General features: G+C 59.7%; 29 protein-coding genes. 13 read left to right on the forward strand and 16 right to left on the reverse strand.

The annotated features are described in order from the left end of the window. The first annotated feature begins 45 nt into the window (after positions 1-45). From pheS to ACR0JF_RS11200, 4 genes are all read left to right on the forward strand, one after another. On the forward strand, positions 46-1,119 hold the full coding sequence (gene pheS / locus ACR0JF_RS11185) for a phenylalanine--tRNA ligase subunit alpha (protein ID WP_170661258.1): 1,074 nt from the start codon (positions 46-48) through the stop codon (positions 1,117-1,119). Between the two features lie 571 nt (positions 1,120-1,690). Beyond that, positions 1,691-2,494: an alpha/beta hydrolase family protein gene (locus tag ACR0JF_RS11190; RefSeq protein ID WP_170661257.1), complete on the forward strand. Its 804-nt coding sequence runs from the start codon at positions 1,691-1,693 to the stop codon at positions 2,492-2,494. A 78-nt stretch (positions 2,495-2,572) separates the two neighbouring features. Next, positions 2,573-4,969, forward strand: coding sequence for a phenylalanine--tRNA ligase subunit beta (pheT, locus tag ACR0JF_RS11195; RefSeq protein ID WP_170661256.1), 2,397 nt, complete (start codon positions 2,573-2,575; stop codon positions 4,967-4,969). A gap of 80 nt (positions 4,970-5,049) precedes the next feature. Next, on the forward strand, positions 5,050-5,496 hold the full coding sequence (locus tag ACR0JF_RS11200) for a YtoQ family protein (RefSeq protein WP_170379140.1): 447 nt from the start codon (positions 5,050-5,052) through the stop codon (positions 5,494-5,496). Positions 5,497-5,544: 48 nt separating this feature from the next. On the opposite strand, the gene ACR0JF_RS11205 is transcribed toward ACR0JF_RS11200, so the two are convergent. Then, positions 5,545-6,243 (reverse strand): glutathione S-transferase N-terminal domain-containing protein, encoded by a 699-nt coding sequence (locus ACR0JF_RS11205; RefSeq protein WP_170553782.1) that lies wholly within the window; start codon positions 6,241-6,243, stop codon positions 5,545-5,547. Positions 6,244-6,454: 211 nt separating this feature from the next. Here ACR0JF_RS11205 and ACR0JF_RS11210 point away from each other — a divergent pair, with 211 nt between their 5' ends. After that, positions 6,455-7,267, forward strand: a complete 813-nt coding sequence (locus ACR0JF_RS11210; protein WP_480669289.1) for a mechanosensitive ion channel family protein — start codon at positions 6,455-6,457, stop codon at positions 7,265-7,267. 194 nt (positions 7,268-7,461) lie between these two features. Here the strand turns inward: ACR0JF_RS11210 and ald are convergent, their stop codons facing one another. Continuing rightward, complete coding sequence (gene ald / locus ACR0JF_RS11215; protein ID WP_170661254.1) at positions 7,462-8,580, reverse strand: alanine dehydrogenase; 1,119 nt, start codon at positions 8,578-8,580, stop codon at positions 7,462-7,464. Between the two features lie 138 nt (positions 8,581-8,718). Here ald and ACR0JF_RS11220 point away from each other — a divergent pair, with 138 nt between their 5' ends. Next, a complete protein-coding gene (locus ACR0JF_RS11220; protein ID WP_170462590.1) occupies positions 8,719-9,177 on the forward strand; it encodes an Lrp/AsnC family transcriptional regulator in 459 nt (152 codons plus the stop codon). A 220-nt stretch (positions 9,178-9,397) separates the two neighbouring features. Next, the gene (gene ppk2 / locus ACR0JF_RS11225; RefSeq protein ID WP_170379135.1) at positions 9,398-10,315 is read left to right on the forward strand and encodes a polyphosphate kinase 2; all 918 of its coding nucleotides are present in this window, start codon (positions 9,398-9,400) and stop codon (positions 10,313-10,315) included. A gap of 51 nt (positions 10,316-10,366) precedes the next feature. Here ppk2 and ACR0JF_RS11230 read toward each other — a convergent pair whose 3' ends face one another. After that, positions 10,367-11,398, reverse strand: coding sequence for a CAP domain-containing protein (locus tag ACR0JF_RS11230; RefSeq protein WP_170661253.1), 1,032 nt, complete (start codon positions 11,396-11,398; stop codon positions 10,367-10,369). 291 nt (positions 11,399-11,689) lie between these two features. Further along, complete coding sequence (gene rpsU / locus ACR0JF_RS11235) at positions 11,690-11,896, reverse strand: 30S ribosomal protein S21 (RefSeq protein ID WP_005614280.1); 207 nt, start codon at positions 11,894-11,896, stop codon at positions 11,690-11,692. A gap of 111 nt (positions 11,897-12,007) precedes the next feature. Here rpsU and ACR0JF_RS11240 point away from each other — a divergent pair, with 111 nt between their 5' ends. Further along, positions 12,008-12,700 carry a COQ9 family protein gene (locus tag ACR0JF_RS11240; protein WP_170661252.1) on the forward strand — a complete coding sequence of 231 codons (693 nt, stop codon included), beginning with the start codon at positions 12,008-12,010 and terminating at the stop codon, positions 12,698-12,700. A 55-nt stretch (positions 12,701-12,755) separates the two neighbouring features. Continuing rightward, a complete protein-coding gene (locus ACR0JF_RS11245) occupies positions 12,756-13,754 on the forward strand; it encodes an NAD(P)H-quinone oxidoreductase (RefSeq protein WP_170661251.1) in 999 nt (332 codons plus the stop codon). 12 nt (positions 13,755-13,766) lie between these two features. Here the strand turns inward: ACR0JF_RS11245 and ACR0JF_RS11250 are convergent, their stop codons facing one another. Further along, complete coding sequence (locus tag ACR0JF_RS11250) at positions 13,767-14,624, reverse strand: DUF2189 domain-containing protein (RefSeq protein ID WP_170661250.1); 858 nt, start codon at positions 14,622-14,624, stop codon at positions 13,767-13,769. Positions 14,625-14,817: 193 nt separating this feature from the next. Here ACR0JF_RS11250 and ACR0JF_RS11255 point away from each other — a divergent pair, with 193 nt between their 5' ends. Further along, positions 14,818-15,801, forward strand: coding sequence for a quinone oxidoreductase family protein (locus tag ACR0JF_RS11255; protein WP_170661249.1), 984 nt, complete (start codon positions 14,818-14,820; stop codon positions 15,799-15,801). 54 nt (positions 15,802-15,855) lie between these two features. On the opposite strand, the gene ACR0JF_RS11260 is transcribed toward ACR0JF_RS11255, so the two are convergent. From ACR0JF_RS11260 to ACR0JF_RS11310, 11 genes are all read right to left on the reverse strand, one after another. Continuing rightward, the gene (locus tag ACR0JF_RS11260) at positions 15,856-16,386 is read right to left on the reverse strand and encodes a porin family protein (protein WP_170661248.1); all 531 of its coding nucleotides are present in this window, start codon (positions 16,384-16,386) and stop codon (positions 15,856-15,858) included. Positions 16,387-16,653: 267 nt separating this feature from the next. Continuing rightward, entirely contained in the window at positions 16,654-17,127 is a 474-nt protein-coding gene (locus ACR0JF_RS11265) for a YHS domain-containing (seleno)protein (RefSeq protein WP_170553758.1), read from the reverse strand. Positions 17,128-17,317: 190 nt separating this feature from the next. Then, positions 17,318-17,587 carry a hypothetical protein gene (locus ACR0JF_RS11270; protein WP_170661247.1) on the reverse strand — a complete coding sequence of 90 codons (270 nt, stop codon included), beginning with the start codon at positions 17,585-17,587 and terminating at the stop codon, positions 17,318-17,320. Continuing rightward, positions 17,584-18,189 carry a glycerol-3-phosphate 1-O-acyltransferase PlsY gene (plsY, locus tag ACR0JF_RS11275; RefSeq protein WP_170661246.1) on the reverse strand — a complete coding sequence of 202 codons (606 nt, stop codon included), beginning with the start codon at positions 18,187-18,189 and terminating at the stop codon, positions 17,584-17,586. The genes ACR0JF_RS11270 and plsY overlap by 4 nt, the downstream gene beginning before the upstream one ends. Beyond that, on the reverse strand, positions 18,189-19,469 hold the full coding sequence (pyrC, locus tag ACR0JF_RS11280; RefSeq protein ID WP_170661245.1) for a dihydroorotase: 1,281 nt from the start codon (positions 19,467-19,469) through the stop codon (positions 18,189-18,191). Before pyrC ends, plsY begins: the two co-directional genes overlap by 1 nt. Next, positions 19,466-19,918 (reverse strand): hypothetical protein, encoded by a 453-nt coding sequence (locus ACR0JF_RS11285; RefSeq protein WP_170661244.1) that lies wholly within the window; start codon positions 19,916-19,918, stop codon positions 19,466-19,468. Before ACR0JF_RS11285 ends, pyrC begins: the two co-directional genes overlap by 4 nt. Continuing rightward, positions 19,915-20,301 carry a hypothetical protein gene (locus ACR0JF_RS11290; protein WP_170661243.1) on the reverse strand — a complete coding sequence of 129 codons (387 nt, stop codon included), beginning with the start codon at positions 20,299-20,301 and terminating at the stop codon, positions 19,915-19,917. Before ACR0JF_RS11290 ends, ACR0JF_RS11285 begins: the two co-directional genes overlap by 4 nt. Continuing rightward, a complete protein-coding gene (locus ACR0JF_RS11295; protein ID WP_170661242.1) occupies positions 20,286-20,810 on the reverse strand; it encodes a hypothetical protein in 525 nt (174 codons plus the stop codon). The genes ACR0JF_RS11290 and ACR0JF_RS11295 overlap by 16 nt, the downstream gene beginning before the upstream one ends. Beyond that, positions 20,807-21,742: an aspartate carbamoyltransferase catalytic subunit gene (locus ACR0JF_RS11300; protein ID WP_170661241.1), complete on the reverse strand. Its 936-nt coding sequence runs from the start codon at positions 21,740-21,742 to the stop codon at positions 20,807-20,809. The genes ACR0JF_RS11295 and ACR0JF_RS11300 overlap by 4 nt, the downstream gene beginning before the upstream one ends. A gap of 163 nt (positions 21,743-21,905) precedes the next feature. Next, a complete protein-coding gene (locus ACR0JF_RS11305; RefSeq protein ID WP_480669297.1) occupies positions 21,906-22,181 on the reverse strand; it encodes a hypothetical protein in 276 nt (91 codons plus the stop codon). A gap of 8 nt (positions 22,182-22,189) precedes the next feature. Beyond that, positions 22,190-22,381: a hypothetical protein gene (locus ACR0JF_RS11310; RefSeq protein WP_480669299.1), complete on the reverse strand. Its 192-nt coding sequence runs from the start codon at positions 22,379-22,381 to the stop codon at positions 22,190-22,192. Between the two features lie 241 nt (positions 22,382-22,622). On the opposite strand from ACR0JF_RS11310, the gene ACR0JF_RS11315 reads away from it, so the two are divergent. Genes ACR0JF_RS11315 through ACR0JF_RS11325 form a run of 3 tightly spaced genes read left to right on the forward strand, consistent with a single transcriptional unit; the run spans position 22,623 to position 24,603 of the window. Continuing rightward, positions 22,623-23,387 carry a uracil-DNA glycosylase gene (locus tag ACR0JF_RS11315; RefSeq protein WP_170661239.1) on the forward strand — a complete coding sequence of 255 codons (765 nt, stop codon included), beginning with the start codon at positions 22,623-22,625 and terminating at the stop codon, positions 23,385-23,387. Then, on the forward strand, positions 23,387-23,986 hold the full coding sequence (locus ACR0JF_RS11320; protein WP_170661238.1) for a metallophosphoesterase: 600 nt from the start codon (positions 23,387-23,389) through the stop codon (positions 23,984-23,986). The genes ACR0JF_RS11315 and ACR0JF_RS11320 overlap by 1 nt, the downstream gene beginning before the upstream one ends. After that, entirely contained in the window at positions 23,983-24,603 is a 621-nt protein-coding gene (locus tag ACR0JF_RS11325; protein WP_170661237.1) for a LysE family translocator, read from the forward strand. The genes ACR0JF_RS11320 and ACR0JF_RS11325 overlap by 4 nt, the downstream gene beginning before the upstream one ends.

Here is a 24,603-nt window from a genome sequence, read left to right on the forward strand (position 1 = left end):
GGGGCTGGCCCGATAGCAGGTTGGCGACCAAATTCAGAGGGCGTCATGGACGATCTTAAGGCAAAATATCTGGGCCAAATCGCCGAGGCCGGCGACGAGAACGCGCTTGAGGCGATCCGCGTCGCTGCCGTGGGCAAAAAAGGCGAGGTCGCGCTGAAGATGCGCGAGCTAGGCAAGATGACGCCCGAGGAACGCCAGGTCGCAGGCCCCGCGCTGAATGCCCTGAAGGATGAGATCAACTCGGCGCTCTCCGCGAAGAAGGCCGCTCTGGCCGACGCCGCACTGGATGAGCGTCTGCGCACCGAATGGCTGGACGTCACCCTACCGACCCGCGCGCGCCGTGAGGGCTCGATCCACCCGATCAGTCAGGCGACCGAGGAGCTGACCGCGATTTTTGCCGAACTGGGCTTTGCCGTGGCTGAAGGACCTCGAATCGAGGACGACTGGTATAATTTTGATGCGCTGAACATCCCCGGTCACCACCCTGCACGGGCCGAGATGGACACGTTCTACATGCATCGCGGCGAGGGCGATGATCGCCCGCCGCATGTGCTGCGTACGCATACCTCTCCGGTGCAGATCCGCTCGATGGAGTTGCAGGGCGCACCGATCCGCGTAATCTGTCCGGGCGGTGTGTACCGTGCCGACTATGACCAGACCCACACGCCGATGTTCCATCAGGTCGAGGGGCTGGCGATTGATAAAGACATCTCGATGGCGAACCTGAAGTGGGTTCTGGAAGAGTTCGTGAAGGCCTTCTTCGAGGTCGACGATGTCGAGCTGCGCTTCCGCGCCTCGCACTTCCCTTTCACCGAGCCGTCGGCCGAGGTCGATATCCGCTGTTCATGGGATAACGGTCAGCTGAAGATCGGCGAGGGCGACGACTGGATGGAGATTCTGGGCTCCGGCATGGTCCACCCCAAGGTGATCGCCGCCGGAGGGATTGATCCTGACGTCTATCAGGGCTTTGCGTTCGGGATTGGCATCGACCGTCTGGCGATGCTGAAATACGGCATTCCTGATCTGCGGGCGTTCTTTGATTCCGACCTGCGCTGGCTGCGGCACTATGGGTTCGCGGCGCTGGATATGCCGAACCTGCATGGTGGCTTGTCGCGGTAAGTGTACCTTTTTAGGGTGTACCTCTCGAAGTACTACGACTGGTGCTTTGCTCTCGCGAGCAGACATGGGCTTTGGGTTGGAGCCGCCGTACATTTTGTATGGCTCTCAGGGTTTGTTGTGATCCTAAACATTGTGCCGGGTTGGGTATCTGGAATTGTATTGATTGTTTCAACACCGACGCTTGGTCTCTTTATGTTGGCACACCACCGAGCTGAGCGTCAGCGAGAAAGAGCTATGCGCGAACTGAAAGATCAACAATCTCAGTTGTGGAAAACTAAGAAACTCATCGGATGGTACAAAAGGTAAGTGCGGAGCAAAAGCCGATAGGCCGCCGCGCTATCGCCAGACCGCGCGCACGGGCTGGCGATTTGCCTCCGCCCGCGCACCGCTCGAACGGTGCTCGGATTTGGCTGGCATAAAGTGCTCTATACAGACCAAGGATCGCCATCCCGCGGTCTGGCGATAGTGCGGCTCGTGATCTGATATGGCCAATGGGCGATCGCGCGACTTGTTACAGCTTCCCACAGGGTTGTGACGTGACAGTTGGCGTCAGGCGGCTAGGCTCCGGCCTATGATTTATCGACTGCTTCTTCTGCTGCTGACCTCAACCCCGGCCCTCGCTATGGGGCCTTGGAAATCCGATTGCCATGGCGATACGGCCTGTGAGGTCGGCGACCGCTCGTACCATGTGCTGGAGCCTGAGGGGTGGGACGGCGAAACACCTCTGCCCGTATTGCTGCATTTCCACGGCTGGGCGCGGCAGGGCACTGTGGTGGTGAACCATGAACGCATTGCCGGGGCGACCAAGCTGCGGGGCGTATTGCTGGTGGCCCCGAACGGGCTGGGCAAAAGCTGGGATTTCTGGACCTCGGGCACGGGTGATGTGCCCTTTGCTGACCAGGTGTTGGAGGATGTCGCCAGGCGCTATCCGGTTGATCCGGAGCGTATCTATGTCTCGGGCTATTCCTTCGGCGGCGCGATGGCGTGGCGCTATGTGTGCCAGTCGGGCAACGACGTTGCCGCCCTGCTGGCCGTTGCCGGCAGCATTCGCCAGACCGAGGATTGCCCCGAAGCCCCGAGTGAGGCGCGCCATGTGCATGGCCTCAGCGATACAGTGATGGATTTTCCCTATGGCGCGAATGGCGACACGACCTATCCGGTGGCCCTTTGGCGTGCGAAATACAACTGCCACGACGCGACCCCGCGCGGTGATTGGAGCGTGGTGCCGATCCTGACCCTCAGCCGGGTGGAATGGACCGATTGCGCGCAGGGGCAGGTGGTGCTGGATACCCATCCGGGCGGGCATTTCATCCCGCATGGCTGGATCGGGCGGCAATTGGACGAGCTTTTGGGCCGCACCCCCACCTATCCGTGACCCGCAGCGCTTGCACCTTGGCGCATTCTTTGTCATTGCCTGTGCCGACTGGATGTTTGCCAAAAAAGGCCCCGAGCAATGAAATTCACTCTGTCCTGGCTGAAAGACCACCTCGACACCGATGCGTCGGTTGAAGAGATCACTGAGGCGCTGACCGATCTTGGCCTTGAGGTCGAAGAGGTCGTGAACCCGGCGGACCGTCTGGCGGGATTTACCTTGGGCCATGTGAAACATGCGGAGAAACACCCCGACGCCGACAAGCTGCGCGTCTGCACGGTGGCGACGGATGAGGGCGATCTGCAGATCATCTGCGGCGCCCCAAACGCGCGCGAAGGCATTACGGTCGTTGTCTGCAAGCCGGGCATGTATATCCCCGGTCTGGATATCACCATCAGCGTCGGCAAGATCCGGGGCGTTGAGAGCTTTGGCATGATGGCCTCGGAGCGCGAGCTGGAGCTGTCGGATGAGCATGACGGCATCATCGAACTGCCTTCGGGCGAGGTTGGCGACACATTCGTCGACTGGCTGGCCGAGAATAACCCGTCCAAGATCGATCCGATGATCGAGATCGCGATCACCCCCAACCGCCCGGACGCGTTGGGCGTGGCGGGGATTGCGCGAGATCTGGCCGCGCGCGGCGTTGGCACGCTGAAAGAGCGCGCCTATGCGCCGGTACCCGGCGATTTCGACAGCCCGATCAAGGTGACAATTGATGAGGATACGCTGGACGGCGCGCCGCATTTCACAGGCCGTCTGATTCGTGGCGTCAAGAATGGCCCCAGCCCGCAGTGGTTGCAGGATCAGTTGAAGGCAATCGGCCTGCGTCCGATCTCGGCCTTGGTCGATATCACCAACTACATGACCTACGACCAGAACCGCCCCCTGCATGTGTTTGACGCGGACAAGGTGCAGGGCAATCTGCGCGTTCACCGTGCCAACGGCGGTGAGAAACTGGTGGCGCTGGATGAGAAAGAATACACGCTGCAACCCGGCATGATGGTGATCTCGGACGACAATGGCCCTGAATCCATCGCCGGTATCATGGGCGGTGAGGAAACCGGCTGCACCGAAGAAACAGTGAACGTCTTCCTCGAAAGCGCGTTCTGGGATCACGTGCAGATCGCGCTGACCGGTCGTGCACTCAAGATCAACTCGGATGCGCGATATCGATTCGAACGCGGTATCGACCCGGAATACACGCTGGAAGGGTTGGAGCAGGCGACGCAGATGATCCTGGATATCTGCGGCGGTGAGGTATCCAAAGTGGTTGAGGCCGGCAAGGCTCCGAACCATGCACGGGCCTACAAGTTGGATGCGGCGCGTGTGCAGTCTTTGGTCGGGATGGATATTCCCGAAAGCGAGCAGCGCCAGACTCTGACCCGTCTGGGCTTCCGTCTGGAAGGCGAGATGGCGCATGTGCCCAGCTGGCGTCCAGATGTAATGGGCGAGGCCGATCTGGTGGAAGAGGTCGCGCGGATCGCGTCTTTGACTAAGCTGCAGGGCAAGCCCTTGCCCCGCGTGACCGATGGCATTCCCAAGCCCGTAATGACCCCGACACAGCGTCGTCAGTCGATGGCGCGACGTACCTGTGCCGCGTTGGGGTATAACGAATGCGTCTCGTATACCTTCATTGATCAGGCCTCTGCTGCGCTGTTCGGCGGTGGAGATGACGCAACGCGTCTGGAAAACCCGATCTCGTCCGAGATGAGCCACATGCGCCCGGACCTGTTGCCCAGCCTGCTGCAAGCGGCGGCGCGCAATCAGGCGCGCGGCTATGCTGACGTGGCCTTGTTCGAGGTCGGCCCGGTCTTCCATGACGGCGAGCCCGGTGATCAAAAGACACAGATTTCCGGCCTGCTTGTTGGCAGCAACGGTCCTAAAGACGTCCACGGCGCGTCTCGCGCTGTTGATCTGTTTGATGCCAAAGCGGATGCCGAGGCGGTTCTGGCCGCAATCGGCGCACCCGCCAAGGTTCAGATTCTGCGCGACGGTGACGCCTGGTGGCATCCGGGTCGTCACGGCAAGATCTGCTTGGGTCCGAAAAAGGTTCTGGGCGTGTTCGGTGAATTGCACCCGCGCATCCTGCAGGCGATGGATATCAAAGGTCCGGCGATGGCGTTTACCATCTGGCCGGATGAGGTTCCGCTGCCGCGTAAATCTGGCGCAACCCGCGCCGCGCTGGAACTGCGCGATCTGCAAGCCGTCGAGCGTGACTTTGCCTTTGTGGTCGATGATACTGTCGAAGCTCTGACTTTGGTGAACGCTGCGGCGGGGGCCGACAAGGCTCTGATCGAAGACGTTCGCGTTTTTGATGAGTTCATCGGCGGGAGCCTCGGTGAGGGCAAGAAATCTCTGGCCATCACCGTGCGGTTGCAGCCAAAAGAGGCGACGCTGAAGGAAAAGGATATCGAGGCCGTGGCTGAGAAGATAATCGCCAAGGTGTCAAAAGCTACAGGCGGCGTTCTGCGCGGCTAGGGGTGATCCACCCTCGGTCAGAAGATTTTTAGAAAGATGAAGGGGCGAATGCGCCCCTTTTTCATGGGAGGAAACGCAAGATGTTGAAAGTTTATCTTTCTGGTGAGATTCACACCGATTGGCGCGAGCAGATCATTTCGGGTGCTGAGGGGCTGGATGTCACGTTCAGCAGCCCAGTGACCGATCACGCGGCCAGTGATGATTGTGGTGTCGCCGTCTTGGGCGCAGAGCCGAACAAGTATTGGCACGACCACAAGGGCGCGATGGTGAATGCGATCCGTACGCGCAAGGGAATCTCGGACGCAGACGTTGTGGTTGTCCGGTTTGGCGACAAATACAAGCAGTGGAACGCCGCCTTTGATGCGGGCTACGCCGCCGCTTTGGGCAAGTCGATCATTGTGCTGCACGGCCCCGATCATCAGCACGCGTTGAAAGAGGTCGATGCCGCCGCGCTGGCAGTCGCGGAGGAACCGCGCCAGGTGGTGGAGATCCTGCGCTATGTTCTGACCGGCGCACTGCCGGGCTAGCTTGCGAAAAGGGCTTGCGCGCCGGGATGGTGGCAAGCCCCTTTGGGGTCAGTCGCGTGCGGGTGTCACCAAGCCTTTTTGCACGGCGGGGCGGTCAAGGAACCGATCTAGATAGGCGGTGAGATTGGCGTGGTCATCCCACCCAACGACCTCTTTAGCGCCATAGAAATCCAGCCCGCGCAGCCAGGGTGCGATGGCCATATCGGCGATCGAGTAGTCTCCGGCGATCCAGTCCTGCCCCTCGAGTTCCTGGTTCAGGACGTTGAGCAGGCGCTTGGCTTCATTGATATAGCGCTCGCGCGGGCGCGGGTCTTCGATCTCGCTGCCAGCGAATTTGTAGAAAAAGCCCAATTGTCCGAGCATCGGCCCAAGGCCCCCCATCTGGAACATCAGCCATTGTGTGATGCGATGCTTGTCGGTGGCGGATTGGCCAATGAACTGCCCGGTTTTCTCGGCCAGATAGAGCAGGATCGCGCCGCTCTCGAACACACCAATGGGGGTGCCATCCGGGCCATTGGGGTCAATGATCGCGGGGATCTTGTTGTTGGGGTTCAGCGACAGAAACTCGGGGCTTTTGACATCGGCATCGGCCAGGGTGACCTTGTGTGCCTCATAAGGCAGGCCGGTTTCTTCCAACATGATCGAGGCTTTGACTCCGTTGGGCGTCGGGAAGGAATAAAGCTGAAGGCGATCGGGGTGTTGCGGCGGCCATTTGGCCATGATCGGGAAAGAGGCGGTGTCCAGCATGTGAAAGCTCCTGTTCGGGCGGTTCCGTTCGAGTTAGGCATGGAGTCGTGTATTTGTCAGCCCCCCAAGCTGTGCGGTGTAGGTCATCGGTTGTTTGCTGGCGAACAATGGGGAAAACCGCCGCAACTCGCACCTAGACCGAATTGCGTTTTTCACTCACAATTCAGCGAGTCCCGCGCGAAAGCCGCGGGATTGATGTTTGAGAAAGGAAATGCGCGTGGATGAAGTTGCAACACAGGTGGGTGCTTTTGCGCCTCTGATCATGAGCGCGGTCAAGGCGCTGATCGTACTGATTTTGGGCTGGATCGTTGCTGGAGCAATCGCTGGCATGGTGCGGCGGCGCATCAACGCGACACCGCAGATCGACCCGACACTAGGGAACTTCATGGCCAGCCTTGTCAAATGGGCGATCCTGGCGATGGTTCTGGTTGCTATTCTCGGGATTTTCGGGATCCAGGCGACAAGCATCGTGGCTATTCTGGGTGCCGCGTCTCTGGCGATTGGTCTGGCGCTACAAGGGACACTCAGCGACCTGGCAGCTGGTGTGATGCTGGTCGTGTTCCGTCCGTATAAACTGGGCCAGTTTGTCGACATCGGCGGGACAGCCGGGACGGTGAAAGACCTCAACCTGTTCACGACCGAATTGGTGACGCCGGACAATGTGCAGATCATCGTGCCAAACGGGCAATCCTGGGGGTCGATCATCACCAACTACTCGGCACATGACACGCGCCGTGTGGATTTGGTGTTCGGGATCGACTATGGCGACAGTGCGGATGAGGCGATGAAGATCATTCTGGACGTTGCGAACGCGGATGCGCGTATTCACAAAGATCCGGAGCCCTGGGTGCGTGTGACCAATCTGGGCGATAGCTCGGTCGATCTGACAGCACGTCTGTGGTGCGCAGCGGCGGACTATTGGGATGTGAAATTCGAGCTGACCAAAGCTGTGAAAGAAGCCTTCGATGCGAAGGGCGTCTCGATCCCCTACCCACATTCGGTTGAGATCCACAAAGAGGGCTGAACGCTCCCGCCCGTCGCGCGGGCATTGGAAATGCCCTCCTCCCGTTGGGCCAAGCGCCGCACTTTCGTGCGGCGCTTTCGTTTTGCGGATAGGGTATCATTCAAGACCAACCACGCCGCGCCGATAGGCGCGGCGCCATGCCCAACGCTGTAAATCGCCTTTTGGCAAAAAGGCGATTTCAGGTGTGGGAGTGTTTACGACTTGATCACCACATTGGGGGAAACGACATCAATGCCGAGGGCTTTACCAACCGCATAATAGGTCAGTTGCCCGGCGTGAACGTTCAGACCCGCCAGCAGGTGCGGGTCGTCCTGACAGGCCTGTTTCCAGCCTTTGTCCGCCAGTGCCAGCATGAACGGCATCGTCGCGTTGCCCAAAGCGATGGTCGAGGTCCGGGCCACCGCGCCCGGCATGTTGGCCACGCAATAGTGCATCACACCATCGACCTCGTAGATCGGGTCGGCATGGGTCGTTGCACGCGAGGTTTCGAAGCAGCCACCCTGGTCAATAGCCACGTCCACCAGCACCGCACCGGGCTTCATTGTCGACAGCTGCTCGCGGCTGATCAGTTTCGGAGCGGCAGCGCCCGGGATCAGAACGGCTCCGATAACCATATCGGCGTCCTGGATCAGTTCAGCCGTCGCGCCAGCCGTCGAGTATTGGTTCTTGAACTGCCCGCCGAACACGTCATCCAGATAGCGCAGCCGAGGCAGTGAGCGGTCAAGAACCGTCACATCTGCACCCATGCCTGCAGCGATCTTAGCCGCGTGAGTGCCGACGACACCTCCACCAATCACGACGACCTTGGCCGGACCAACGCCGGGAACGCCACCCATCAGCACGCCTCGGCCACCATTGGCCTTCTGCAGGGTCCACGACCCGACCTGAGGCGCCAGACGGCCCGCAACCTCGGACATGGGCGCAAGCAGAGGAAGACCGCCGCCTGCGTCCGTGACAGTCTCATAGGCGATTGCGGTGCAGCCCGAGGCCAGCAGGTCGTGGGTCTGATCCGGGTCCGGCGCGAGGTGCAGGTAGGTGAACAGCAACTGGCCTTCGCGCAGCATCTTGCGCTCACCGGCTTGAGGTTCCTTGACCTTCACGATCATGTCGGCCGTGGCAAAGACCTCTTCTGCCGTGTCTACGATGCCCGCGCCAGCAGCAACATAGGCGGCATCGTCAAATCCTGCGCCAATACCAGCACCGGATTCGATCAGCACGTCGTGTCCGCGCGCAACCGCTTCCTGAGCGGCGTTGGGCGTCATGCCGACGCGAAATTCCTGGGGTTTGATTTCCTTGGGGCAACCGATTTTCATCTGCACCGTCTCCGTTCATAAACTGCCTAAATTATGTGCAATTCAAGGCGCAATTTTTGTGAAACAAGACGGGGCTTTGTGTTTTTTGTCGGAAGATTTTCGCGTAAACTGCTAAAATCTCGCAAAGGATTTGCAGCAATGAGCCTAGACACGACTGATCGGAAGATACTTTCTGCACTGCAGCGCAATGGTCGAATGTCAAATGCCGAGCTTTCGGAGCAGGCGAACCTGTCCCCCTCGGCGTGCCATCGCCGGGTGCAACGGCTTGAGGCTGACGGCTATATCCGCAACTACGTGGCTTTGCTGGATGCGCGCAAGATGAATGTGCCGACGACCGTCTTTGTCGAGATCACATTGCAGGGCCAGGCCGAAGAAGTTCTGGACGCGTTCGAAAAGGCGGTTTCGCGCATCCCGGACGTTCTAGAATGCCACCTGATGGCTGGAACCGCTGACTACATCCTGAAAGTGGTGGCCGAGGATACCGAGGATTTCGCCCGGATTCACCGTCAATACCTGTCGCGGCTGCCCAAAGTGGCGCAGATGCAAAGTTCGTTCGCTTTGCGCACGGTGTTCAAGACAACCGCCCTACCGGTGTGAACGGCGCCTATTTTCTGCGCGAAGAAAGGCAAAGGACTGCCTTGCGTCAATTCTACGGCTTGTATCCCCGGGGCGGCGCGTCCAAAATTGAAACGACGAGACCCTTGCGCTGCGCCTCCCTGTGATCCCGGCAGCGCGATGTCATCAATTCATCTGATGACATCAGGCGGTTACACAAACCTGCCAGGGTGGGAACCCGAAGAATAATAAGGAGTTGACCTTGGCCTACGAAAACGATGGCGCCCCCAAAGACTGGTTGGAGGCTGAGCTGGAAGATACGCTGGATGAAGACTTCGAGATAGAATTCAGCGAGCCGATGCTGTCGATGGAAGTTCGCAAGATCTATCGGGAACAGCATCCGGACATGCTGGACCGGAAGGTCTATTTCCGAAACCTGCTGCGCCTTCAGGCTGAGTTGATCAAGGTGCAGGACTGGGTTCAGCACACCGGTGCCAAGGTCTGTATCCTGTTCGAAGGCCGTGACAGTGCGGGCAAGGGTGGTGTGATCAAGCGGATCACCCAGCGCCTCAATCCGCGCGTGGCGCGTGTGGTCGCCCTACCAGCCCCCAGCCGCCGGGAACAAAGCCAGTGGTATTTCCAGCGTTACGTGCCGCACCTGCCTGCGGCCGGTGAGATCGTTTTGTTCGATCGGTCTTGGTACAACCGTGCAGGCGTGGAACGGGTGATGGGCTTTGCGACCGAGGATCAGGTCGAACAGTTCTTTCAGGACGTTCCGGAATTTGAGCGTATGTTGGTGCGCTCAGGGATCATCTTGCTGAAATACTGGTTCTCGATCACGGATGAAGAACAGCAGCTACGATTCCTCATGCGTATCCACGATCCGATGAAACAGTGGAAGCTATCGCCGATGGACCTGGAATCCCGCATCCGGTGGGAATCCTACACCAAGGCGAAAGAAGATATGTTCTTCCGCACCAATATCCCCGAGGCGCCGTGGTACATTGTGGAAGGTAATGACAAGAAACGCGAGCGTCTGAACTGTATCGAGCATCTTCTGACCATGATCCCCTATACGGATGTTCCGCATGAGAGGGTCAATCTGCCCGATCGCCGCTACAATCCGGACTACGAACGCCGCGTTCTGCCGGACGAGCTGCACGTACCCAAGATCTACTGATCGTGCTTGGAGGATGCGAGGCAGCGGACTGCCTCGCATCAGGATGGGCCGTCAGGCGACGTCCATCATGCAATCGAAATTGAAGAAGTTGACGAAGAAGACGTCTCCGGAGTCGTCAGACGCCATCTCCGGGCACGAAGTGTCATCCGAGGATGGGTCCATATCGTCGACCATCACCAGATCCAAGTCATCCTCAGGTTTTTCCGGAGTCATGGCGTCGTCTTTCCAGGCGAATTGATCCAACTGCGTCTGCAGCTGTTGAATGAACGCCTCAATTTCGGCGAGGAAAGCTGCGACGTCGAAACAACCGCTATCAGGGTCCTCGGTCTCGGTGACATCGGTCTCGGGCTGCTCAGGTTCCGGATCTTCGGTCTCTGTGACGTCAGTTTCGGGCTGTTCGGGTTCCGGGTCCTCGGTCTCGGTGACATCGGTTTCGGGCTGTTCCGGTTCCGGGTCTTCGGTCTCGGTGACGTCAGTTTCAGGCTGCTCGGGCTCTGGGTCTTCGGTCTCGGTGACATCGGTTGCCGGTTGTTCCGGAGTTGGATCTTCGGTTTCGGTCACATCTGTTTCCGGTTCCTCGGGCACTGGATCTTCAACCGGGGGCGGCGTCATGGCGGTGTCGTCAATGTCCAACATGACCTCTGCGTCAGTGGTGGCAAAGTTCTGCGTCACCATAACTGCGTCAAAGCCCTGCATGTCGCCCGTCTCAACGCCGATCCCGATATATTTGAAATCGGGGTTCAGAATGTTGGCCCTGTGGCCGGGGCTGTTCATCAGGTTCTGATGCAGTTGCGCGACATCATCGCTGATGCCTGGGGCGCCGCGCTCGGATTGCCAGGCGATATTCTCGCCCGTGCGCCAGCTGCCTTCCAGATCGAAACCGGCCGACTGCATGCGCTGGGTTGCGCTGGATCCGCCCGATCCGGTGTGGCTGAACCGGTCTGTATTCAGCATCCATGCGCTGTGGTCTTCTGATGACTCGTTAAGCTGTCTTTCAAGTTGCAGGGGGTCCAGACCGCGGGATGTGCGCTCTTGGTTGATGAGCGCCAGCATCTCTCGTTCTACTTCACTTGCTGTAGACATTTTTGCCTCCGTTTTATGTTTTGTCTGAGTGGACGAGCCCAGTTATCGGGGGCACCAAAGACATGAACAGAGAGGCGATGAAAATCGGCGCTTTTCGGCGGGTCGGTGCAGTCGGGCGCAGATTCGCTGCGCTGGAAAACGCCGAGAAAGAGGCGAGACTAAGGCTCGGCGAGCTATCGCACTGGTTGTGTAGGGGCGCGGGCAAAAACGCACTTAGAAACGACAAACCCCCGGGCGATGCCTCGGGGGTCGTCAAATAGTGTCATCCAAAGCTGGACGAGCGTCAGGTGCTTAGAGCAAACCTTCGCGCTGTGCTTTCTTACGTGCCAGTTTACGGGCACGACGGATCGCTTCAGCCTTCTCGCGCGCTTTTTTCTCGGACGGCTTCTCGAAATGTTGCTTCAGCTTCATTTCACGGAACACGCCTTCGCGCTGCAGCTTTTTCTTCAGGGCACGAAGCGCCTGATCGACGTTGTTGTCGCGAACACTAACCTGCATGTGGTTGTCACCACCTTTCTAGATAGAGTTGCAAGGAAATTGCAGGAGTTGGCCGTATAGCAAAGCCGCTCTATCTTGTCTAGTACTGTGCCTAAGCACCGGAGAACCGCCATGACCGTCACTTACGAAGACACCAAACAACAGCTGCTGGATGCGATTCTGATGCATGTTCCGTTCGATGGCTGGTCCGAGGCCAGTTTTCGCGCGGCCGTTGTCGATTGCGATCTGGATGACGGTCTGGCCCGTGCGATCTGCCCGCGCGGCGCGGTCGATCTGGCGCTGACCTATCACGCGCGGGGCGATCAGGTCATGTTGGACAGGATCAAGTCCACTGACATGAGCGAGCTGAAGTTTCGCGAAAAGGTCGCCGCCGCCGTTCGGTTCCGGCTTGAGGCGGTCGAGGACAAGGAGCTGGTGCGCCGGGGCATGACCCTGTTTTCGCTGCCTAACCACGCGGCAGACGGGGCCAAGGCCGTTTGGGGTACTTGCGATCTGATCTGGGACGCGCTGGGTGATACGTCGGATGATGTAAACTGGTACACCAAGCGCGCAACCCTGTCGGGGGTCTATTCGTCGACGCTGCTGTTCTGGCTGGGGGATGATTCGCCTGATCACCAGAACAGTTGGGCGTTTCTGGATCGTCGCATCGAAAACGTGATGCAGTTCGAAAAGTTCAAGGCGCAGGTGAACGGTAACCCGCTGCTCAAGCCCTTGCTGGCCGTTCCCAATTGGTTTGCAGCTCAGGTGAAACCTCCGATGAAGATGCGGGCTGATCTGCCGGGGATGCTGAACCCGCGCAAGTAAGCATCTGGGCCTTTGCTTTTTGGCCTGCTAGGCATTGGGCAAAGGAGATTTGCCTATGACTTCGCCCGAGACCCAGACAATGCGTGCCGTGGAAATCACCGAACCCGGCGGCCCTGACGTCCTGCAACTGACCGAACGACCGATTCCCGAGCCGGCGGCCGGGCAGGTTGTTCTGAAAGTGGCCTATGCTGGCGTGAACCGACCGGACGCGTTGCAGCGCGCCGGGGCCTATGATCCACCTCCCGGTGCAAGCGATCTGCCGGGGCTTGAGGCCTCGGGCGAAGTGGTTGCGCTTGGCGCGGGTGTTGAGGGGCTCTCGATCGGTGACAAAGTCTGCGCGCTGCTTCCGGGCGGCGGATATGCCGAGTATGTCGCCACGCCCGCCGCGCATTGCCTGCCTGTCCCCGATGGCATGGACCTAAAGCAAGCCGCCTGCCTGCCAGAGACCTTTTTCACCGTTTGGTCGAATGTCTTCACACGCGGCGGCCTAAAAGCGGGTGAGCGGTTCCTCGTCCATGGCGGCTCCAGCGGTATCGGGACGACAGCGATCCAATTGGCGAACGCGTTTGGCGCGCGTGTCTTTGCGACTGCGGGCTCGGCTGAGAAGTGCGAGGCCTGCCGCAGCTTGGGCGCCGAAAAAGCGATCAACTACCGGGATGAGGATTTTGTCGGGGTTATGCGGGCCGAAGGGGGCGCGAACCTGATCCTCGATATGGTTGGCGGCGACTATATCCCGCGCAACGTGAAAGCGCTGGCCGAGGATGGACGTCTGGTTCAGATCGCCTTTTTGCAAGGACCCGTGACCGAGCTGAACTTTGCCCTGATGATGGTGAAACGCCTAACGCTGACCGGCAGCACCTTGCGGCCGCAAAGCGATCTGGCCAAGGCGAAGATCGCTCAGGACCTGCACGAGGCCGTCTGGCCGCTGCTCTCTGCAGGCAAGGTCGCGCCGGTGATGCACAGCGAATTCCCTCTGGCCGAGGCCGCTGCGGCGCACACGCTCATGGAAAGCTCGCAGCATATTGGCAAGATCGTTCTGAACGTCGCGGGCTAGAGACCTTTTGGGTCACGCAACAGCGCGCCGATAGAGGTGCCATGTTGCGTGGCCCAGAATGGGCATCACGACGATCAGTCCCAGCAGCATCGGGATCGCGCCCAGCACCAGCAGGGTCGCGACGATGAAGCCCCAGCCCATGATGACGCCGGGATTGTGGCGCAGCACGCGAACGGATGTCACAACGGCCACGGGCAGCCCTACTTTACGGTCCAAAAGAAGCGGGAAGCTGACAACGCTGACCGCCAGCGCAATCAGCGCGAAAAAGAACCCCGCAGCGGTGCCGAAGATGACCATTGTCCACCCCGCGCCGGTGGTCAGAACCTCGGTCGCAAACGCGCCCAGCGAGGCAGGCGGTTCAGGGCCGAGCGTCTGCGCATAGACGCTCTGGGCGACCATCAGCCAGACAAGCAGCAGCAGGACCAAATAGAACCCAAGCGCCAGAATGGCCCCGAAGGAGGGCGAGCGGAATACGCCGAACGCGTCCAGCCAATGGACCTCTCCGCCTTGTTCGCGCTTGCGGCTGATTTCATAAAGACCAACGGCTGCGATAGGGCCGATCAGGGCAAAGCCTGCGATCAGGGGGGCCAGCAACGGCACCAGATCCATGTTCATTGCAAAGCCCACCATCAACAGCCCGGCAATAGGGTAGATCAGCACGATAAAGATCGCATCCGCGCGGGTTTCCAGAAAGTCAGCGTATCCGGCCCTGAGGCAGTATTTCAGGTCGTCGAATGTGAGTGGCTGCACCATGGGCAGGTGGCGCACGTCCGAGCTGCCCAGGTGCGAGACGCTTTCCGAGACGTGATCGCTAGTTGCTCCAAGGCTTTGGGCCGCCCAGCTGATCGGATTACCGATAGTTTTTGCCATTTTGTTCCCTTCCTTGGCGAGTGGTGCGCCGCGGAATGGATCCGGCTGAGGGTTGCTCGTGGCCGGACCAGCCGGCAACGCCTGCATGCAGTATAGCACAGTTTTGGGAATTTCCGAATTGCCGCCGCCGCATCGCCCGGATTGTCTTGCCGCGCAGGCGTGTTAGCTTGAGCAAAGGCAAGAGGAGGTCAGAATGCAGCAAACTGCGCGTACAGTTGTCATTGAGGAATTCGGCGGACCCGAGGTCCTCCAGATCAAGGACCAGCCTTTAGGCGATCCCGGCCCCGGCGAAGTTCGCATTCGCCACGAGGCTTGCGGGTTGAATTTCATAGATGTCTATCAACGAACGGGCCTCTATCCTCTTGAATTGCCGCATGCTTTGGGCATGGAGGCTGCGGGCGTGATCGAGGCTGTCGGTGAAGGCGTGACGCATTTGCAGCCGGGCCAACGCACGGCCTATGCCAGCGCTCCGTCCGGCGCCTATTGCGAGGCGCGGGTGATGCCCGCGGCACAGGTATGCCCACTGCCGGATGGCATCCCCTTCGAAATAGCCGCCGGGATGATGTTGAAAGGTCTGACGGTCGAATACCTGTTCCATCGCACCACCCCCTTGAAGCGCGGCGACACGGTTCTGTTTCACGCCGCTGCAGGCGGTGTCGGCCTGATCGCCTGCCAATGGGCGAAATCCGAGGGCATCAAACTGATCGGAACCGCGGGAACGGATGAGAAGTGCAGCCTGGCGCAATTCAACGGAGCGGCCCATTGCATCAACTACCGGACCGAGAACTTTGCCGAACGCGTTGCCGAACTGACCGGCGGCAAGGGTGTCGATGTGGTGATGGATTCCGTCGGGGCCGATACGTTTGACGGTTCATTGGACTGTCTGAAGCCCTTGGGCATGATGATTTCCTTCGGCAATGCATCCGGACCGGTGCCGCCGGTGAATATCGGCATTCTCGGGCAAAAAGGCTCGCTCAAGATCACCCGGCCGACGCTGTTCACGCATATTGCGGACCATGCGGTCTGTCAGGCGATGGCGCGGCGGTTGTTTGGCAAGGTTCAGGGCGGCGAGGTCAAGATCCATATCGACCAACGCTTCCCTATGGATCAGATTGCCGAAGCGCACCGCGCGCTAGAGGCGCGGCAAACCACCGGCAGCACAATTCTGGACTTGTAAACGCAAAGACCCGGCGCAGAACGCCGGGTCTGTTCCAGTACAAAACCGGAAAAATCAGAAGCGGTAGGCCGCTCGGATCTGAAGTGTTGTGGCGTCAACATCGACACCGGACGAGTTGAAGTTGTCAAACTCGTGATAGAGCAACTCGCCAGCGATGCTGACATTCGGGGCCACGATCTGCTCATAGCCTGCGCCGATGAACCAGCCGTTGTCGCTGCCCAGATTGTCGGTGCCTGCATCCGCATAGCCGCCAACACCGTAAAGAAGACCCTGAGGATTCACCTGGTAGCCTGCGCGCACTTTGATGCGCCATACATCCTCGACCGTTGCAGGGCCGAGGTCGACATTGGTCCAGTCGTAGTCAAAGCCGCCGCCTACGACCCAGTCGCCCAGATCATAGTCATATCCGAGGATGATACCACCAATCGCAGCATCGCCATCAATACCAGAAACGTTGGTATCCACGTCGATATAACCCAGCTGCAGACCGCCGTAGAACCCCGTCCAGCTGCCCGAGGATTGGGCCATCGCGGCCCCTGCCGCTAGGGTGGACGCCGCCGTCACAAGTGCCAATCTGCCTATCATGTCTTGATCCTTTCATTCCAAATTATCGCGCGCCAATTTGTGGGTCTGGCTACGCATATCCATACTCAAATACGGCCCTGCCTCAGGACCGGATCATCGCTTGTGGCATATTCCGTACTAGGTCTTGGATCGTTCAGGCCGTTTGGCCCGATGTCCGCCCGTTAGACCCGGGCTTGTCTCAATAAGATAGTTAGCGTTTTCAAAGCTTCAAATAAAATGCGGCGGCAGATCACTCTGCCGCCGACGCGTGCTGTCAATTTCAGCGGATTATTGCTGCAGTTCAGCCGGGCTTTTGTCTGCGATGGTTTCCCAGTTGGTGCTGGCTTGCTCGATGAAGCCCGGGATGTCGCCTTCCCAACGTTCCTGGATGTCTTGCGACAGGTTCAGGTACAGTTTGTTGTCAACGATTTTCCAGTGGTTCGGGTCGCCATCGAACTTGAAGCCCATGGCCGCGCCGAAGGCGCAGTAGCCGCCATATGCGGGCAGGTAGGCCTCGGGGTTGGCTTCAAAAGCCACTTTGTTTTCTTCCGACGAGAAGCGGTACAGAGCGTCGTTGTGCAGGGTGGTGATGCGGTAGTCGCCCTTGGTTGCTTCGCCAGCGGTGAAATAGGCAACCGGGTCATAGCCTTGCATCGCCAGACCTGTCGAGCTTGCGTTGAGTTCAACACCAGCGGCCAGAGTCGAAGTGGCCAGAGCAACAGACAGGGCAACGCCGCCGATCAGAGATTTAAACGTGTTCATAGCTTCACCTTTCGTGAAAGGGCCGCGCGACCTCGCCTGAATTGCGATTTGCGGACCCGGGATTTTATCTTGTGAGACCGGTAATTGGCCGCCACGGACTGCAGATGGGAGGCGGGTTGATCACGTTCAAAACAATGAATTGTGATTGTGCCGAGACACAGAGGCGCTGTGCAAAAATACGGAATATCAATCAGATATCGGGGATCAACGCCAAAACGAAATCCACCACTTTGGGGGCGGGCATTTCACAGGGGCGCAGTAGCGCGCCGCTGTTTCTAGTCTGATAGAGGTTCAGGCTGATATAGTCTGTCCCACCCAGTTCATGTGCGACCAGCTTGTGGGATTTGCCCGCTGCCAAAACCTGCCGCGTCACGACGTAGCGCTTAGTGTCTGCTCGGCCAGTGAACGTACCGGTGGGCAGGGCAAAAAATGCCGTCAGAAAATCCTCTGGCGGGGTCACGATTTCCCGATTTTCGGCTCGGTCCGGGATTTGATGCGGGCCACGTTGTCCTTGTGACGCCAGTAGATCAGGAAGGTGAGGGCGATCCCGAGGATGAATGTCTTGCCGTCTGTCAGAGTAATTATCCAGGTGGTCGACAAAGCCGCTGCGGCCAGCGCTCCGGCCGAGGACATGCGCCAGATCGCGACTGAAACCAGCCAGGTCAGACAGCAAGCAACGCCGACGCGCCAGTCCAAAGCAAGCCAAAGGCCGATGAAGGTTGCAACGCCCTTACCACCTTTGAAGGCAAGCCAAACAGGCAAGCAGTGGCCAAGAAAAGCCATCAGGGCGGCAATCTGCGCTGCGTCCTCTCCCGCGTAGGCGCGTGCCAAAAGGACCGCCAGCGCCCCTTTGCCGCCATCCAACAGCAGCGTCAGCGCGGCGGCCGGTTTGCTACCGGTGCGCAGAACATTTGTTGCGCCGATATTGCCTGATCCGATCTGCCGCAGATTGCCCAGCCCCATGACGCGCGCGATGATCAGGCCGAAAGGGACCGATCCGATCAGGTATCCCAAGGCCGCCCACAGGGCGAGTACGGTCATTGAGCTGTCGATTTCGGGCATCAGGTTCTCCGGTAGACGTCTTTGCCGGCCACATAGGTTGCAAGGACCTTACCTTGCATGCGCTGACCGTCAAACGGTGTGTTCTGAGATTTCGATTTCAGGGCAAACCGGTCCAGCACAAAGGGCACATCCGGGTCGAACAGTACCAGATCGGCAGGCGCGCCCGGCGTCAGACGCCCGCTGTCCAACCCCAATCGTTTCGCCGGACTCAGCGCCATAGCCTGGAACAGAGTGGGCAGATCCAATTGCCCTGCATGGAACAGGCGCAGAGCTGCAGGCAGGAAGGTCTCCAACGCAACCGCGCCCGAGGCGGCCTCTTCAAACGGCAGGCGTTTGCTTTCTTCGTCCTGCGGCGTGTGCATCGAACTGATGATATCGATCAGGCCCGTCCGCACCGCTTCGATCACCACTTGCCGGTCATCCTCGGAGCGCAACGGTGGCTTGACCTTGAAGAAGGTGCGATAGTCGGCCACGTCCAGCTCATTCAGCGTCAGGTGGTGGATTGAGGTCCCGGCGGTGATGTCCAGCCCATTGCGCTTGGCACGTTCCAGTGCGGGCAGGGCGCGGGCGGTCGTTAACTGGTCGGCGTGATAGGCGGCTCCGGTCATCTCTAGCAGGGCGATGTCGCGGTCCAGCCCCATCCGTTCTGCCATGGGTGAGACGGCTGGTAACCCGCGCAAGGCGGCAAACTTGCCGCTTGTGGCGGCGGCCCCTTTGCTCAACCCCGGTTCCTGAGGGTGCGCAATGACCAGCGCGCCGCAGGATTTGGCATAGGTCAGCGCGCGGGAGAATACCTTGGTGTTTGTGATGACATGGTCGCAATCGGTGAAGGCGACCGCGCCCGCGTCCTGTAGAAATCCGATCTCAGTCATCTCCCGCCCTTCGCGCCCTTTGGTGAGGGCGGCCATCGGTAGGACGTTGACAGGCGCATCCGCTTGTGCCCGCCTTGTGGCGAATTCCAGCGTTTCTGGCGTGTCGACGGCAGGCAGCGTATCGGGGCGGGTGACGATGGTGGTCACACCGCCCGCAGCGGCGGCCAGACCGGCGGATTTGTAGCTTTCCTTGTGCCGTTCACCCGGTTCGCAAACCTTGACGCCGATATCGACGATGCCGGGGGCCAGGCATTTGCCGTCGCAGTCGATGACGTCTCCGTCGACGGCCGGGGCGTCCCCACCCCCCAGCGCCACAATGCGTCCCTTTTCGGCGTGTAGCCAGCCCAGGCTGTCCGTGCCGGTTTCCGGGTTGATCAAGCGGGCATTGGTGAAAACGACAGAAGTCATGCTGAGGCCTCTCGGGCTTGGTTTAAAGCCGCCAAAGCGGCATTAGGGTCGGACAGGTATTCGAAGACAAGAAACAGGCGGCGCGAAAACACCACGCTCTGACCGCTGCGATGGTAGTTCAACGCGTGGTCGATCGGGACGTGTTTGGGCTTGAAGATCTTGCTGATCCACCATGCATTGCGGGTGGTCACCACATAGACACGACGCCTACGCAGCGGGCGGTCGTACCAAATGAGGAATATGACGAAACCCGTGGACCCGATCAGTTTCCAATAGTCGCGCAGGGTGTCGGCGAACCACGGGCTGGCCAGCCATGCCAGACCGAGGCTCAGGATCAGAAGCCGGTAGGCCCATCCCACATGAGGCGGAAAATACCCCTGATGCGGTTGCCTGGTCCAGAGGATCTCTTCGCCCTCAGGGATATGGGTTCGCCAACACCCGTCGCTCATCCCGCGGCCCTTTCGATGGCGGCTTTGGTGGCGGCGGGGTTCGCCTGGTATTTGATGAGGTGCTTGTCGCCGCCTCTTGTCACAACCTGAACAAAGCTGCCCATTGTATTGACGGCTTCGATCTGGTTCAGCGCAACGACCCGAGGGCCGGGACCGGTGAGGGTGGTGTCAGACAATTCCCACGTATTGTTCAACTCTTCCGAGGCCAGATACCAGGCGCGAAAACCGATAGCGGCCAGCCCGGCGGGCGCGCCGGTCCAGACATAGGGGTTGCCAATCAGCCACAACACCAGCATCGCACCCGCCATCGCCCCCGCCGCCAGCCAGGCGTTTGTGCGGACATACGCGCCTTTGTCGGGCGCAAAGGTTACAGGATCAGCCACAGGGCACCTCCGAGTATTAGAGCTATGACCAAGGCGAAGATGGCTGATCCTAGGCGTTGAGCCCGAGCGCGAGCTTTTTTTGGCGGCAAACTTGTTGCCGAATAGGGCTTGGCGCTTTCGGTTTGGATCATACCTCCACTCCAGTTCGTCGCCTCTTCGGTGAACAGACCCAGCAAATGCAGGCGAGGATCAGGGTTCAGTTGCGCTGAGCGCCCGCCAAAGGCTGCGCTACGCACGACCATGACCCAGCCTTCGATGGCTTCAAGCATGCTGCGATCCAATTGATCCTCGGACACGCCGCCGCCCTCGTGCAGATAGCCATAAAGCCCAAGGTCTTCGAGGTCGGAGACCGGGAAAATGTCGATTTGATCGGCGTCCAGACCATCGACACCCAGAACCTGATCGGCCGCGCCGGGTTCGCGCAGGAACTTGGCCTCTTCCGGGCGCATGTCCAGCGCGAACAGGCGGATCACGCCGTGTTCATGGGGGGCGACGGTCAGATCGCTCATGCGACCTCACGCAGGTTGCGGGCCAGAAGCTCCATCGCGGCCATGCGGACGGCGACGCCCATCTCGACCTGTTCCTGAATAACCGAGCGGTTGATGTCATCTGCCAGCGTGCCGTCGATCTCAACCCCGCGGTTCATCGGGCCGGGATGCATGACGATGGCATCGGACTTGGCCTGCGCCAGTTTGGCCGCGTCCAGCCCGTAGCGGTGGTAGTATTCGCGTTCCGAGGGGATGAAGCCGCCATCCATCCGCTCTTTCTGGAGGCGCAGCATCATGACCACATCGACGTCTTTCAGGCCTTCGTTCATGTCGTCATAGATCTCGGCCCCGAACTCGGCGAATTGCGAGGGGACCAGCGTTGGCGGGCCGATCAGGCGGATGCGGTTCTCCATCTTGCCCAGCAGGATCAGGTTCGATCGCGCCACGCGGGAATGTGCAACGTCGCCGCAGATCGCGATGTTGAGACGGTGCAACCGGCCCTTGGCCCGGCGGATCGTCAGCGCGTCCAGCAAGGCCTGAGTCGGGTGTTCGTGCCGCCCGTCGCCTGCGTTCAGCACAGCACAGTTTACCTTCTGCGCCAGCAGATCCACGGCGCCTGAATGAGGATGCCGCACCACCAGCAGGTCGGGATGCATCGCATTCAGTGTCATGGCGGTGTCGATCAGCGTCTCGCCCTTTTTAATCGAGCTGGCCTGCATCGCCATATTCATCACGTCCGCGCCCAACCGCTTGCCCGCCAGTTCGAAACTGGCCTGGGTACGGGTCGAGTTCTCAAAAAACATGTTGATCTGCGTCAGCCCCGACAGAACGTCCGAATGCTTGGTCGACTGGCGGTTCAGGTCGACGTATTTTTCGGCCAGATCCAGAATGGCGGTGATATCGGATTGCGACAGATGCTCGATGCCAAGAAGGTGACGATGGGCAAAACGCATGGCGGGCTCCTGTCTGACAATCGGACCGCTTATAGAAAGCCACGCGGGCAGAGGCAACCTAAAGCGTTTCGGGTTTTATATGAATCACTCTGCGACGCGAATGTGCCCCCGAACGCCGCAGGCGTGGCAGGGTATTCGTGTCTCAAGTTAAACTCGAAACGCTCTATGGTTCCGACCCTTCGGGCAGTTTCTCGCACTCGCCTTCGGGCAGGCATTGCTCGCCGGGTTTGCACCACTTGCCGTAGCCGCAGTCGATGGCCTTGATCGGAACGCATCCCTGATGTTCCGAGCATTTGAAGCCGGGGCGGCATTGCGATCCGGTTTCCTCGCACAAGAACCATCCGGGACGCGTGCATCCGCCCCCCGGCAGGCACGACGACCCGCGCGCGCAGGTCAGGCCATCGTCGCATATCTGCGGCGGGTCAAGGGCCTCAGGCAAGCTGGGGTTCAAGTCGGGTATGGTTTTTTCACATTGCCCGCGCGCACTGCAAAAGCTGCCTGAGGGACAATCGAGACTTGAGGTGCAAGCGTTTGCCCCAGCAGGCGCACATCGGGTGCCACCCGCGACGCAGCGCTCGAACGCGCCACAGCTGCGACCGCCGCCGCAATAGGTTCCGCCCAAGGGAATGCAGTGACCATCAAAGCTGCACCTCTGCCCGCCCGAGCAGCAGCGGCTGCCGCAGGCAAACTGACCCGCCCGGCATTGATCCGTCCCGCCAAGCAACTGGGCCGAGGCGGGCTCGCCGCCGAGGGCAAGCGCCAGAGCAACCAGAAGGAATCGCAGAAAAGACAGCATGACGCCCGCATGGTCGGTCTGTCCCGGTGCCGAGGCAAGGTCTATTCGCTTTCCCTCAGGCAAAAGCTGGTTAGATTGAGGGGCATGGAATCGGGCTTGGACTATCACACTGAAAAGGCGCTGCTGGAATGGCAGATCGAACTGGGCGCGACCGAGGCGATCGGGGACGCGCCGATTGATCGCTATGCCTTGCCGGATACGACGCCCAAGGCGAAGAAGCCCGCAACCCCTCAAGCCGCGCCGGAAAAACCCAAACAGGTCGATCCGGTTGCGATTGCCAAAACTGCCGCCCAAGGTGCCGGGTCTCTGGACCAGCTGCGCGCGGTGATGGAGGCGTTCGATCATTGTGAGCTGAAGCGCGGTGCGCGGCAGTTGGTCTTTGCCGATGGTACTCCGGGTGCGCGGGTGATGATCATTGGCGAGGCTCCGGGCCGGGATGAGGATCGCGAAGGCAAACCCTTTGTTGGTCGGGCCGGGCAGCTGTTGGACCGTATGTTGGCGGCAATTGATCTGGACCGCGCGCAGGATGTCTACATCACCAATGTGCTGCCGTGGCGCCCGCCGCAAAACCGCGATCCCAAACCCGAAGAGATTGGCATGATGAAGCCGTTTCTGGAGCGTCACGTGGCGCTGGCCAAGCCCGAGGTGCTTGTGGTGATGGGCAATATCAGCTGTCAGGCGGTTTTGGGCAAACGCGGCATCACACGCTTGCGCGGGAACTGGGATCAGGCGCTGGACCTGCCCGTCATCCCGATGTTCCACCCCGCCTACCTACTGCGACAACCGCAGATGAAAAGACAGGCTTGGGCGGATCTGCTCGAACTCAAGGCGCGACTGGGGGCCGGTTGATGCGTATCCTGGCGTTCTCGGATCTTCACATGGCCCGTAACCGGGCGGCTGATCTTGTGGCCGCCAGCACTGATGCGGATTTGGTGATCGGGGCCGGAGACTATTGCAACATGCGGCAGGGGTTGGATGAGGCGATGCAGATGCTCTCGGACATAGCGGCACCGCTGGTTCTGGTCCCGGGCAATGCCGAAAGCGCGGCTGAGTTGACGGACGCGGCCCCCGAGGGGGTCCATGTGCTGCACGGAACAGGGATGACGGTCGACGGGCTGCGCCTCTTTGGCTTGGGCTACGGCGTGCCGGTCACGCCGTTTGGCGACTGGTCCTGCGACCTGACCGAGGCCGAAGCCGCAGAGATGCTGGACCGTTGCGATGGGACAGATGTGCTTGTCGTTCACTCTCCGCCTAAGGGGTTTGGCGATACTACGTCACAAGGGATGTCCGTCGGATCGGTCGCCGTGCGCGATGCGGTGGAACGCTTGCAACCGGAACTGGTCTTTTGTGGGCATATCCACGATAGCTGGGGCTATCGCGGGTCATTGGGTCCTTCAGAAATCGCCAATCTTGGCCCCAGAACAAATTGGTTTGAGGTTGCGATATGATCGAGACCGTTACTCTGCTGGCCTTTATCCCTGCCGCGATGTTGCTGAATTTCACACCCGGCGCGGATATGATGTTCTGCTTCGGGCAGGGCCTGAAATCCGGACCCCGACCGGCGCTGGTGGCAAGCGCCGGGATATCACTGGGTCTGATGGTGCATGTCCTGCTCGCGGGGCTGGGCCTCGGGGTCTTGGTCAACTCAATGCCATGGCTGTTTGATGTCATCCGCTGGATGGGTGTTGCTTATCTGCTGTATCTGGCCTGGGGCGCGATCCGAAACGGAGCGGTCTCGACCGAAGGGCCAGCAAGGTCGACGCGCATGGCGTTTCGGGATGGGATGGTGGTGAACCTGACCAACCCCAAGATCATACTGTTTGTTCTGGCCTTTATCCCTCAATTTGTTGATCCCGCGGCAGGCCCGATCCTTGGGCAATTCCTGATCTTTGGCGCGATAATCGCATTTGGTGGTTTTGTCGTGAACGGATTGGTTGGCGTGTTCGCAGGCGGTGCCGGCCGGTTGCTGATCGGAAACCCGCGCGCCTCACGCATCATGGGATGGGTGACGGGCGGGATTTTCACCGCGCTCGCGCTGCGGCTTGCTATCATGGAAAGGGCTTGA

The sequence above is a fragment of the Ruegeria sp. BG11 genome (genome assembly GCF_056538565.1).